Below are 13,022 nucleotides of genomic sequence, written 5' to 3' on the forward strand. Positions count from 1 at the left end.
CGATGAGTGGTAGATATGTAAAAGAATCTAGAGTATTTGATAGTAGTAGAATATTTCCAACTGACTTAAATAACCATGGTACATTATTCGGAGGAAAAATGCTTGCCGCAATGGACTTAATTGCCTCCATTTCAGCTACAAAGCATTCGAGAATGGAATGTGTAACCGCATCGATGGATTCAGTAGAATTTTTATGTCCAGTTCGAGAAAGTGACTGCATATATTATGAATCGTTCGTGATCTTAACAGGCTCAAGCTCAATGGAAGTATTTGTTCGAGCTACTGCTGAAGACCTACTTTCAGGTGGAAAAAGAGTTGCTGCAACATGTTTTGTAACATTTGTTGCACTTAAAGATGGAAAACCACATAAAGTAGTAGAGGTAATACCAGAAACTGAGGAAGAAATTAAATTACAGCAATTAGCATTTAAACGATTAGAAAGTCGCCAATTAAGAAAGAAATTAAGTAAGGAATTGGCATTAATTTGGAAAGAATAAAAAGAAAGCATTGAAATCATACTAAAAGTAAGCTAAGATTAAAATAATATTTTTAAGGAGGCATCAAATTTAGACACTATGTACAATATCCGATAACTTTTTAAGCTAACGAATTTTATAGCAAAAAAGTACTCTGCCTGAAATCAGAGAAATTGGATAACTATGTCTATTTATGAGCCTATACTAATATTAAATTAATCCATTGTCTAAAATACATGGTTTATTTACGATTATATTTCATTTGAAAGATCATCTAACGTATATATTTTTTCATATATACACGGCTTATTAAATCGCATCCAATTTACACACAGGCAGATACTGCTTGTGTGTTTTTTATTTTCTCTCGTTAATAAATACTTTCGAAAACAGATTGAATTTTAAGCAGAGTGATATTTTAAAATCGGATGGAGTGAAGTGTATGTTTATTATAAAAGCATCGAATATAGAAATAGAATTAAATGGAAAAACAATTTTTAAAAATGGAAACCTAGACATTAAAGAAGGTGAAAGGGTAGCATTAATAGGTGAAAATGGAGTTGGAAAATCAACATTTATTAATTCCCTTTTAGGTAATATTCCATTGAAAAAAGGAATGCTGCAAATTCACTATTCTAAAGATGAAATTGGATGGCTTTTAACTGATGAAGAGAATCAGGAAAACTTTTCAGCAAGGGAAGTGATCGAGTCATTTGATCAAGAGAGATATTTCATCAAAAAGAATTTAGAAAAGTATGTACTTGATCTGTCTAATGAAGAAAATCTTGCTAAATATAATGAGAGTTTAAGTAAATATTTAGAATTAGATGGCTATGATTGGGAAACAAAAATAGATCAAGTTTTGAAGAAATTTCAATTACCGAAAGAATTATGGAATAACCCATTTAGTCAGTTAAGTGGTGGCCAAAAAACAAAAGTCAAATTAGCAAAAATCATGATGAAGGAACCAAAATTGTTAATTTTGGATGAACCAACAAATCATTTAGACACTGAGTCTATCCAATGGTTAACGGATTGGTTGCAAAACTTTAAAGGTAGTGTACTTTTTATTTCCCATGAACGACAATTCATTGATGATGTTGCGTCTGTTACTGTTGAATTAACGGAATTTGGTACATTTAAGTATAATGGTGGCTATTCAACATACAAAATACAAAAAGAACATGAGCGAAAAACGCAGCAAGCACAATATGAGAAACAAGAAGCGGAAAAGAAAAAGCTCATTGAAACAATTAATCAATATAAACAATGGTTTACAAGCTCGCATAACGCAGCTAGTGAACGTGATCCTTTTGCGAAGAAACAAGCGGCAAAAAACGCATTAAGATTTAAATCAAAAGAAAAGGATTTAGAGCGATTAGAGAAAAGAAAAGTAGAAAAACCAAAAGAAGCTAAAATAATTTCAGCGAGCTTTGAAAATGATTCATTTTCAGCTAAACAAATGATTTCATTCGAAAAAGTTGATTTTTCATATGATGAAAAATCGTTATTTAACCAAGTTGATTTTATTTTAAATCGAGAAGATCGATTAGCCGTAATCGGAAAAAATGGTTCTGGAAAATCTACATTTTTAAAATTATTAACAGGATTAATGATTCCTAATAGTGGATCTGTAAAACATAATCCTCAATTAAAAATAGGTTATTTTATGCAGGAGCTAGAAGCGTTAAATGAGGATTCAACAATTCTAAATGAAATTTTATCACTTCCAAATATGACTGAAACAGAAGCCAGAACAATTTTAGCCTGTTTCCTTTTTAGAAGAGAGGATGTTTACAAAAATATTGCTCAATTAAGTATGGGTGAGAAATGTAGAGTTGCTTTCGTAAAGTTATACTTTTCAGATGCTAATCTACTAGTACTTGATGAGCCAACAAACTATTTAGATATTCATACGAGAGAAAGAATTGAAGAAGCATTAGCTGCCTATCCTGGAGCAGTAGTTGTCGTGTCGCATGATCCATATTTACTAAAAAAGGTCTCAAATCGTGTAATTCATATTGAAAATGGCAATCTTTATGAATTCAAAGGATCTTTTGCAGAATGGAACGGTAGACAGAACATCTCAAACGATCAGCAAACTTTATTAAATGAACGAATTAGACTACAACTAGAAATAGCTACAATGAATGCAGAAGAAAAAGATACGGATGAAGAAAAGAAGGCTCAAATTTCAAAAATCGTTAAGCTACAAAAGGAACTCGATGGAATAAATGAGAGGTTTTTGACAGAGAGAAGGGAGAAGAAAGGGTAAGTAAGAGCATAAGAATTTAATACAAGAGAAAATAAAAAACAAATCACTTAAGTTGGATTACTTATGGTGATTTGTTTTTTATTATAGATCCGAGTTTTACTTAACTATTTATCCTGCCTTTAGTACATCATTTACATCATGTATAACGACAAATGCTTTCGGATCAATTGTGTGAATTATTTTTTTAAGTTCAAATAGTTCTTTATTATTAAGAATAATGTATAAGGACTCTTTTCTTAGGCCAGAGAAGTGGCCTTTTGCAGGATAAATTGTTACTCCTCGATTCATTTCATTTGATACGATTTGTGCAATTTCATTCGCCTGATCGGAAATAATCGTAATCGCTTTTTTAGGATTTAATCCTTCCATAATAAAATCCAACACTTTAATACCGATATAAATCGAAATGACAGTATATAATGTTTTCTCAAAGCCGATAACAAAATAACCACCTAAAACGACAATTAGATCAAATAATAGTAAAGATTTACTAATACTCCACCCGAAGGATTGATGAACCATTTGAGCAAGAACTGTGGAACCACCTGTTGTACCGCCCGCACGAAAGACAATTCCTAACCCTAGTCCAATTAAAACACCAGCAAAAATAGTACCTAATAAAGTTTCGCTTGTTGGTACGCCATAACCGTCTGTAATACGTAAGAAAAATGAAATCGCTACTATGGAAATAACTGTATATATTATTAGTTGTTTCTTTAAATATTTATATCCAATTATTAACAAGGAAGCATTTAAAACAAAATATACGACATCAGGTGACCAGTTAAATAGATAATAAGTAATCATCGTAATGCCGGTAAAGCCACCCTCAGCTAATTTATTCGGTATTGCAAAGAAGTTAACACCGACTGCAAATATGGCTGATCCAACAAGGAGATATAAAATATCTACGAAGTTTTTACGCACAGTTACCCCTCATTTTCTAACAGATTTTTTTTCACTTCTATCATTCTACCTAATAATGAGTTTCGAATCAAAAAATTTCTATTAAACAAAATATCTATTATTAGTCATAGTTATATACACACTTTCATAGGTTTATAAAGAGACAAGCTATTAAGGGGGAATCATTATGGTATTTGCAACACCTGGAAAATCTGGTTCATTAATTACGTTTAAAAATCGTTATGACAATTTTATTGGTGGGGAATGGGTAAGACCAGTAAGAGAACAGTATTTTGGAAATGTATCGCCTGTAACTGGACAAGTCTTTTGTGAGGTTGCAAGATCGACTTCAGAAGATATCGAAAAAGCACTTGATGCAGCACACAGTGCAAAAGGTAAATGGGGAAGAATGTCAGTAACTGAGAGGGCAAATATTTTACATAAGATTGCTGATCGTATGGAAGAAAATAAAGAATATCTTGCTGTCGCTGAAACTTGGGAAAATGGTAAACCTGTTCGTGAAACATTAGCTGCGGATATTCCATTAGCAATTGACCATTTCCGTTACTTTGCCGGATGTATCAGATCGCAAGAAGGATCACTCGGTGAACTTGATGGTGATACAGTTGCCTATCATTATAAAGAGCCATTAGGGGTTGTCGGTCAGATTATTCCATGGAACTTCCCGATTTTAATGGCTGTATGGAAGCTAGCTCCAGCCCTTGCTGCAGGAAATTGTGTTGTTCTAAAACCGGCTGAGCAAACGCCAACTTCTGTGTTAGTTTTAATGGAACTAATTCAAGATTTATTGCCACCTGGAGTTGTTAACGTTGTAAACGGATTTGGACTTGAAGCAGGTAAACCATTAGCTTCAAGCGATCGAATTGCGAAAATTGCATTTACTGGTGAAACTTCAACTGGGCGACTAATTATGGAATATGCTTCAAAGAATTTAATTCCTGTTACATTAGAATTAGGTGGTAAATCTCCTAATATATTCTTTGAAGATGTAGTAGACAATGAAGAGTTTTTCGATAAAGCACTTGAAGGCTTTACGATGTTTGCTTTAAATCAAGGAGAAGTATGTACATGTCCTTCAAGAGCGCTTATTCATGAATCAATCTATGAGGAATTTATGGATCGAGCAGTAAATCGTGTTAAAGCGATTAAACAAGGAAATCCATTGGATCCTCAAACAATGATCGGTTCTCAAGCTTCCCACGAGCAATTGAATAAGATTTTATCTTATTTTGAAATTGGAAAGAATGAAGGTGCAGAAGTTTTAGTTGGTGGCAGTCGTAATGTTCTTGATGGAGAATTGAAAGATGGTTTTTATGTAAACCCTACAATTTTTAAAGGGAACAATAAAATGAGAGTATTCCAGGAAGAAATTTTTGGTCCTGTTGTTTCGGTTACTACATTTAAAACAAAAGAAGAGGCACTGGAAATCGCTAATGATACATTATATGGATTAGGAGCGGGGGTATGGACTCGTGATATGGATACTGCTTATCGATTCGGACGCAATATCGAAGCAGGTCGAGTTTGGGTAAATTGTTATCACGCTTATCCTGCACATGCAGCTTTTGGTGGGTATAAAAATTCAGGAGTAGGTCGTGAAACGCATAAAATGATGTTGGACCACTATCAAAATACAAAGAATCTGCTAGTTAGTTATTCTCCGAGCAAACTAGGATTCTTTTAAAACTTTTACACTCCAGTATTCATTTACTGGAGTGTTTTGATTTAAATAGAAAGAATACATTAAAATAATAATTTTCTAAAAACCATACATAAAAACTAGTAGCCATTTAATATGTTTAATAAAAAGTATAAATTGGAGGGACTAAATATGTTATTTCTAGTAATCTATGTAATTATCATGATTGTACTGTATGGTTTCATTCAATTATATTTAAACCAGAAGTGGAAGCTAATTTATACTACGTATGGTTATCAAAACTATTTTATGATTATTGGTAAATTGAAGAAGAATGGAATTGAGTATAAGACGAAATTACCGATGAATTTTAGTGGTAGGAGATTTAATGAGAATACTCAATATGATATATATGTAAAAAAAGATTTAGAACATTTGGCATTACAGTCTTTATATCAAAATTAATAGAGTGATTTTGAATTATACTAAAGGTGTCAACTGTAGGATGTTCGCGTACTGAAGACTTTGGTCATTGTCGAGTTGGCTAAAGCATCTTACCCATTAATAGTATTCTTCAATGATTAAGATAATATACTTAACATTTTCTGAAAAAATCAATATAGGAATTAGTGATTTCAAAATAGGAACACCCAAAAAATGGGAATTGAGTTAATATCTAGTTAAGTTCCCTTTTATAGTCCCAATCTATTGTCAAAATGGAATCTTTATAGTTGAGTTTCCCATATTTCCTAAAAAAGAAGAACGTTACTACCACGTTCTTCTTTTTTTTGCCCAAATCCATACCCAAAATTTCCAAGCAACTTTTTAAAGATAAAACACCAGCATGTTGTGAAAGCGTCTAAAATAAAAGTGTATTTTAAATATTATATCAGAAAAATAAGGAGTGATTTTATTTATGAGATTTCAAAATATGCTAGCCTTACAAACGATCGTTAAACGTAAACAAAAGTTGTTGGAAGGTACAGCAGTAGAAAGAAAACAAATGCTTTTAAAAGATAGATCAGATGAAAATATAAGCACTATGAATGCCCTTATGTTAGTCATAATGGATCAACGGAAATTTATATAAATGATAATTAATTAAAATTAATCTACGAGGAGAAACAAACATGAAAAAAATGGTAGCAACTACAATTATTGCAACATCACTTTTAGTTACAGGAATTACAGCACAAGCTGCACCCCCGCAGAAAGATCTTGATGCCTATTTAACAAGTGTTAATATGACACAACAAGAATTAGATAAATATTTAATGGATTATATGGGGTGGTCAATTGATGAATTTGAAAGTATTTCAGAGTTAAAATTCATTAGTGTTTATTTTGTTAGCCATGATAGAAGAATACGCTAAAGAATTTGTTAGTAACGAGTTTGCAATTACAGGATTGAGATTACCTATTTGGTTTATTGCCTATTATCTATTTACTCTATTTAATCGTTCAGTTCAATTTAAGACCAAGTTGCTTATTATGATTCTAGCTCTTATACCTGGTATCTCCCTTGGATTATTCTTAGCTGATGTTTTACGTCTATTAATATAAGGAGCTAATTAATGGTAGAGATTATTTTTCAAGTTTGGGAACAGTAGTATTATTAATTACAGTTACAGCTATTGTCATTAGAATGGTCATTAGAACAGCTAGAAAAAAATAAAACTAAAAGGAAAAAAGCAATTACTTTACTCTAAAGGTTTATTTAATATCATTTAAATAATAAATAAAGTATAAATTCGATTAAAATAATATGTTTTTGAATCAAATTTGACCTCTATATATATATAATTGGAATAATTAACCAACTTATTTCTTGTTATATTTTAAGTATATTGAAATGAAAAGAGGTCATTTTATTGCATAAGATTAAAAGAGTATTTACCTATCTCCTTTCTGTGACTTTATTGGCGAGTTCATTTAGTGGACTTACGTTTTCAACAAAAACGTTTGCGGAAACAAGTCAAGAGAATACGAGTGTAGCAGAGCAGAAGCAAATATTACCTGCACCACCTATTATTCAAGGTAGAGCAGTAAACGAAAAGTATCCTCAAATGTCGATACCAACTGTCGAAGCATTTTCAAATGGAAATGAAACAGGTAAAGGTTATTTTAATGTTTCGTGGGAACCTGTTGATGGTGTAACAAAATATCAAGTCATTTTATTTAATGGCTCTATACATAGCTACTGGAATGTTCCGGCAGACCAAACATCATGGACTACCAAAGATAAGGGAATGTTTCCAACAGAGGGACAAATTGAAGTTGGTCAAGTTGATTTTAGAAGAGATGGAAAAGGAACAGAGTTCTCAATAGATCCATCCTCATTATTTAAAAAAGCGTATGAAAAAAATGTTGGGTTAAATTATTCAGATAGTAACGAATACTATGTACGAGTTACAGCAGTTCATGAAGATGGTGCACGTCCAATTTCCTATGCAACCACTGCATCAATTAAATTAGAACAACCAGAGGTAAAAGCTTATAGTTATAATGATGGTAATGATACGGGATATATTGATGTTAAATGGAATTCTGTATTAGATGTAATTGGATATAAAGTTGCTATATATAATGGTGATAATTACCAATATATAGATGTTGGTAATGTAACAACGTGGACTTCAAAAGAAAAGGGAATTTGGCCAATATCTGAAGAAATTGAAAAAGGAAATTATTTACTTCATTTAGATGAGACTGGCTCTGAGATTGATATGGATCCAACTTCAGTTTACACAAATGCTTATAATGCAACAAATGGAGCAAATGGTGATAATCGAGAGTCACGTAATTTAAAAGTTGGTATTATTGCTATTTATAAAAATGTTGAAAGTCCAATTTCTGATATTGCAACATCAACTATTCCTATAGATGCAATAAGTTTAGAAAATCTATCACAAGATTTAAGTAATGTTACTCCTGTAGGTTTATTAACTTCATCTGAAGTCAATATGATTAATAATAATGCACCAATAGAAGCAGAATCTCGTAATGTGGTTACTGCTATGGCAAAAAAACTTGCAACCAAGGCTTTACGGTATTCAGCAACTTGGTTAGAAGGTAAATTAGCTAAAAAAATTGGAACAAAAAATGCAAAAAAAGTTTCAAAGTCCTTTTATAAAATTGCAGATTATATTGATAAAGTAACAAATGCGGAAGAAAAAGCAATTACTACAATACTAATACAAGGTGGAGTAGCACCAGATGTAGCAGCATCAACTGCTAGATGGATTGTTTTATTTTTTGGAATATAAATTATAAGTTTGAAGGGAATTTATAATGGCAAAGTTATTAGAAATTTGGGTTAAAGTACCTAGAACTATTAAACGTACTTTTCTTATTGTAATAACATTATCTTTTTATATATTTTGGTTAATTACAGGATTCGAAAAAATTTCAATGTTGATAAAAAATCCTAAAAATTACTTTGAATTATTTGGTATAGTTCCATTTAGCCTTTCGATAATTGTAACACTCATTGTTATTATTATATTGAGAAAAAATAAATGAGGGCAGTGTGCCCTCATTTATTATGTGATATATCTGCATCTTGTTTGACACTATTGACTATAAAGGGAAGAATGGATGGGTAAATTTTTAATGTTAAAAAACGTTTATTAGTGGGATGGATATTTTTATTGATGATAGTATTTTATGAAATTATAAAATACAATCTTCATTTAAATATCTGGCAAATTACAATTTTTTCTACTTTGTATTTTTGGTTAACTTGTTATTTAGTTATTTCTATACCCAAAAAATACAAAAAAAATGATATTTTTAAGAAATGTATTCTAATTGATAGACACAACTAACATTGGAAAAGTAATACTAAATGATAAAGAGTAGTTATTAGAGGAAAAAGTTTTCTTTGATCCTCGATAACAAATATATTTAAGGCTGCCTAAAGGTAGTCTTCTTTTTGTTTAATTTGGAGAAGCTCATCATGCTATTAAATAATTAGAAATAAAAAAACGTCATAACTTATCAGTTTTGCGTCGTATTGTTCAACTGAGGAGTGATAAAGTTTTATACAACTCCTTATCGTTAGTATTCCTTAAAGTTAGATTTCTTTTTATGCTTCTTTTAATGTAGTAAAAAGTATGAAATACTAGAGTTACTATGATTGTGTGAAATAGGGGGAGTAACCTTGGAGAAAAAATTAACAGGGGAGATTGCAGCAAAGAAAATAAATAAAGAAAATTTGGAACAATTATTACAATTTGCTGATGAACTTATAGCAAATAGATCTAAGGTTACTTAATACTTGTTTTTTATTCTGATTTGTACATAAGAAGGATGACATGATCGATATTCTATTCTCTTTTTTTTCAAATTTCTCGATCGTTACTTCACAGGTTATTGTATCTCCTGAATAAACTGGTCTTAAAAATTCGAAATTTACTGTTCGTGCTAGTACGTTGTGATCTCCACCTATTTTAGTTGGTAAAGTTGCAGTCAATAAACCTTGAATGACAAGTCTTCCATGTTCATCAGGCGTGATATGGTGTGCGCCTGTATCACCAGAAACCTTCGTAATAAAAGCATTAATTCTCTTAGTTAATTAGTTCAATTTCTTATTGTACTATCCTTCAAAATTACTAAATAAAAAATCGGCTAAATAGCCGATTTGTTGATTGATAACCTTACAAAAGGGTATTAATTACGAGGCGCCCATAAAATAACAGACACACCAATTAAACAGATTGCTGCACCGATCCAATCATATAAATCAGGTGATTTTTTATCAACACCCCAGCCCCATAAGATTGAGAGAACGATAAATACGCCTCCATAGGCAGCATAAACTCTACCAAATGATGGGAAAATTTGGAACGTTGCAATGACACCATAAACTGCCAAAATAATGCCTCCGATTAATCCTAAATAAGCAGATTGTCCTTCTCTTAGCCATAACCAAATAAGGTATCCTCCGCCAATTTCAGCTAAACCAGCTAATAAAAAAATAAATATTGCAGTTATCAAGTTACTACTTCCTTTCAATTAAAAAAACAAATTAGTGAAAAATATGTACAAGTATATGTCCCTTATTTTAACAATAAAGACTAAAAGAAACTATCATTCTATTTGAATCATTAAAAGTTTTTCATCGTTCTCTTAGAAATGAATTTGGGTACTAATAGAGCTATTCCCATCATAATTTTATAGAAGAAAATAATATGAAGGAGTTGTATTAATAGTTGTTAAAAGTTAATTTGCGTCCCGTTGTTAGTAAGATTAATTTACCAACCGTTATGAAAACAACTATTCTTCCAGGTGATTCAGTTGAAAGATTATTTATTGCAACACAGGTAGGGGAGATCTTTTACATAGGAAATGGGGAAATCAGGACTTTTTTAGATATTCGCCCTCGGGTATTAAAATTAGGTGAGGCTGGAGGCTATGATGAACGCGGATTGCTTGGTTTAGCATTTCACCCTAATTTTTATCATAATGGGCTGTTTTATCTTCATTATTCAATTGCTGGTTCTCAGGGGCCAGGTGCTCTTTCTACCCCTTTTAAACCTAATCCATGTGATCCCAAAACATTAAGTTTGAAATGGTTACATAGGGAAACTCAATATAATCATATCGATACAGTTGAGGAATGGGTTCTACAAACAAATGGCCAGCGTCAAAAACGACGGACATTATTGAACATCAGAAGACCCTTCTTAAATCATAATGGGCTTAACACCTTAAATTTTTCACCAGAAACAAGTAAACTTGTTTTAACAACAGGAGATGGTGGATCAGGTTATGATCCGTTTAACTTAAGCCAAGATAATTTGGAAATTGCAGGCAAAATAATTGAAATTGATGTAGAAAAAAACATAAGTGGCAATAATCCCCCTATTGTCACTCGATTTAATGAACTTCCAACAAGTATTCAAGAATCTCTCACGGTAATAGCTAAAGGGGTTCGGAATATAACAGGTATTTCATATCAAAGATTTTATAATCAATATATTAAATATGTTGGAAATGTCGGTCAGGATTTGGTCGAGTCATTATTTTCATTTGTTCATTACAAACCAATACCAGTCTCTCAGTTAGTCCATATGAATTCTGAATCTGAGATGGAAGGATTTATTAACTTCGGCTGGAGGGGGTGGGAAGGTGCTTTTCCTACTTCGACAATAAAAGTATGCACCGAAAATTCGGATTTGGATGAGAAAACAATAGCCTATTACGATCAATCAGTCATACTTTCAGCGAACCGTCTGCAACCTTTAACTAGTTATTTTCATAAAGATCCAAGACCAGATAAATTTGAAGGAACTGCACATACAGGAGTCCAGCCATATATGGGAAATGAAATACCTAGTTTAACTGGTAGCGTTGTGTTTAGCGATTTGGTACGAAAGGGATCACAAGCACAGGTTAAAGGAGTTTTAGCTTATACGAAATTAAGGCCAGATGGTAAACAAAGTGATTTCAGTGTCATACAAACAGATTATGACTTTGGATCTCAATCGGCCTATTATGTAGGTTTGGGAACGAATTTAAATCAAACAAAAATCTATTTAGCGGTTTATGGATCGATGAAAGTGACTGATTTAAACATGGGTACGATTTTTGAAATTGTACCGTGACTTTTAATCGATTTGCTTTTATGTTTTTATTAACAATCACGGAGGAAATTATACACTCCAGTGGTTGTTTTTTTAGGAGATAATTGATGTTTTATTTGAAATGAATAGAGTCCTTACTTAAACATAATAAGATTGTTTGCCAAAGTTAAGTATTCTTAGACTTACAGCTAGTTTTTTTTAAGTAAATGTCAGATAAGTGGAATAAAATGGAATTATTTGATACAGTTGAATTAAACATGATCATCGTATATTGGGGAGAAAACCAATGGGATATATTATGGATTTAAGAAAAGTTGTAGGTAGCCGACCTATCTTAATGGCTGGCTCAAATGTTATACTACTAGATTCACAAAAGAGAGTATTATTACAATTAAGAAAAGATAATAAGACTTGGGGATTACCTGGTGGATCATTAGAGTGGGGAGAAAATTTAGAAGAAGTGGCTAAAAGAGAATTGAAGGAAGAAACTGGTTTAACAGCATTAAACCTTGAGTTTTTTAACATTTTTTCTGGAAAAGAATTTTATTATAAATATCCTCATGGAGATGAGGTATATAATGTAATTTCGACTTATATATGTACTGAATATACTGGTCAATTAGAGAAAGAAGAAAGCGAAGTGCTAGAGCTATGCTTTTTTAGTTTTGATGACCTTCCATCAGAAATTAATCCACCCGAACTTCCTATTTTAAATTCGTTTAAGGATGCTAACTATTGACCTTCAGAATATAGAATGTGAAAGTTTCACCGAATAAAGATAAAAAAGGATCTTCTTATAAGATCCTTTTTTTCATTTTCAGTAATATATTAATTGATATTTGTTAAACCTTTAAAAATTAAGTATTTTTTAGGTATGGTCTTGATAATAAAATTGGCGTGTTGTTTTTGCTAAATGTTATTTTGTAGTTGAAGTTGCTGCTTCGTTTTTGCAGTTTTCGCAAGTTGAATAGATTTTCACAACTTTTTTATACTCCGCGTACTCAATAGTTTCTTCGCATTCTTTACAGATTAAAATTTGCATTAGAAACACCTCCTAAACCCACTATACCACGTTCGATCCACTATTTCTCCAGGGACTTTACCCACCCTGTGGACGC

Annotated in this window: 13 protein-coding genes; 9 read left to right on the plus strand and 4 right to left on the minus strand. The window is 31.7% G+C overall.

The genetic code is table 11. The features are described 5' to 3' along the window. The first annotated feature begins 2 nt into the window (after window positions 1-2). Both ACFVR2_RS23400 and abc-f read left to right on the plus strand, forming a co-directional pair. Window positions 3-497 (plus strand): acyl-CoA thioesterase, encoded by a 495-nt coding sequence (locus ACFVR2_RS23400; RefSeq protein ID WP_387367540.1) that lies wholly within the window; start codon window positions 3-5, stop codon window positions 495-497. A 421-nt stretch (window positions 498-918) separates the two neighbouring features. Then, on the plus strand, window positions 919-2,751 hold the full coding sequence (abc-f, locus tag ACFVR2_RS23405) for a ribosomal protection-like ABC-F family protein (protein ID WP_387367543.1): 1,833 nt from the start codon (window positions 919-921) through the stop codon (window positions 2,749-2,751). A 108-nt stretch (window positions 2,752-2,859) separates the two neighbouring features. Here the strand turns inward: abc-f and ACFVR2_RS23410 are convergent, their stop codons facing one another. Then, window positions 2,860-3,678: a YitT family protein gene (locus ACFVR2_RS23410; protein WP_097978678.1), complete on the minus strand. Its 819-nt coding sequence runs from the start codon at window positions 3,676-3,678 to the stop codon at window positions 2,860-2,862. Window positions 3,679-3,844: 166 nt separating this feature from the next. Between ACFVR2_RS23410 and exaC the strand changes: the two genes are divergently transcribed. From exaC to ACFVR2_RS23435, 5 genes are all read left to right on the plus strand, one after another. Beyond that, a complete protein-coding gene (exaC, locus tag ACFVR2_RS23415) occupies window positions 3,845-5,362 on the plus strand; it encodes an acetaldehyde dehydrogenase ExaC (RefSeq protein ID WP_387367546.1) in 1,518 nt (505 codons plus the stop codon). Between the two features lie 147 nt (window positions 5,363-5,509). After that, a complete protein-coding gene (locus tag ACFVR2_RS23420; RefSeq protein ID WP_387367549.1) occupies window positions 5,510-5,782 on the plus strand; it encodes a hypothetical protein in 273 nt (90 codons plus the stop codon). A 451-nt stretch (window positions 5,783-6,233) separates the two neighbouring features. Beyond that, window positions 6,234-6,407, plus strand: a complete 174-nt coding sequence (locus ACFVR2_RS23425; RefSeq protein ID WP_387367552.1) for a hypothetical protein — start codon at window positions 6,234-6,236, stop codon at window positions 6,405-6,407. A gap of 40 nt (window positions 6,408-6,447) precedes the next feature. After that, the gene (locus tag ACFVR2_RS23430; RefSeq protein WP_387367555.1) at window positions 6,448-6,690 is read left to right on the plus strand and encodes a processed acidic surface protein; all 243 of its coding nucleotides are present in this window, start codon (window positions 6,448-6,450) and stop codon (window positions 6,688-6,690) included. 498 nt (window positions 6,691-7,188) lie between these two features. Then, window positions 7,189-8,583: a hypothetical protein gene (locus ACFVR2_RS23435; protein ID WP_387367558.1), complete on the plus strand. Its 1,395-nt coding sequence runs from the start codon at window positions 7,189-7,191 to the stop codon at window positions 8,581-8,583. Between the two features lie 962 nt (window positions 8,584-9,545). Here the strand turns inward: ACFVR2_RS23435 and ACFVR2_RS23440 are convergent. Beyond that, window positions 9,546-9,881: a hotdog domain-containing protein gene (locus ACFVR2_RS23440; RefSeq protein ID WP_387367658.1), complete on the minus strand. Its 336-nt coding sequence runs from the start codon at window positions 9,879-9,881 to the stop codon at window positions 9,546-9,548. Window positions 9,882-9,988: 107 nt separating this feature from the next. Further along, window positions 9,989-10,315 (minus strand): YnfA family protein, encoded by a 327-nt coding sequence (locus ACFVR2_RS23445; RefSeq protein ID WP_097978681.1) that lies wholly within the window; start codon window positions 10,313-10,315, stop codon window positions 9,989-9,991. A 269-nt stretch (window positions 10,316-10,584) separates the two neighbouring features. Here ACFVR2_RS23445 and ACFVR2_RS23450 point away from each other — a divergent pair, with 269 nt between their 5' ends. Together ACFVR2_RS23450 and ACFVR2_RS23455 are read left to right on the plus strand one after the other, a co-directional pair. Then, window positions 10,585-11,925, plus strand: a complete 1,341-nt coding sequence (locus ACFVR2_RS23450; protein ID WP_387367661.1) for a PQQ-dependent sugar dehydrogenase — start codon at window positions 10,585-10,587, stop codon at window positions 11,923-11,925. Between the two features lie 265 nt (window positions 11,926-12,190). Beyond that, complete coding sequence (locus ACFVR2_RS23455; protein ID WP_387367561.1) at window positions 12,191-12,643, plus strand: NUDIX hydrolase; 453 nt, start codon at window positions 12,191-12,193, stop codon at window positions 12,641-12,643. Window positions 12,644-12,820: 177 nt separating this feature from the next. Here ACFVR2_RS23455 and ACFVR2_RS23460 read toward each other — a convergent pair whose 3' ends face one another. After that, window positions 12,821-12,946 (minus strand): GapA-binding peptide SR1P, encoded by a 126-nt coding sequence (locus tag ACFVR2_RS23460; RefSeq protein ID WP_331219914.1) that lies wholly within the window; start codon window positions 12,944-12,946, stop codon window positions 12,821-12,823. Window positions 12,947-13,022 lie beyond the last annotated feature (76 nt).

Source organism: Gottfriedia sp. NPDC057991 (assembly GCF_042886615.1).
Classification (GTDB): domain Bacteria; phylum Bacillota; class Bacilli; order Bacillales; family Bacillaceae_G; genus Gottfriedia.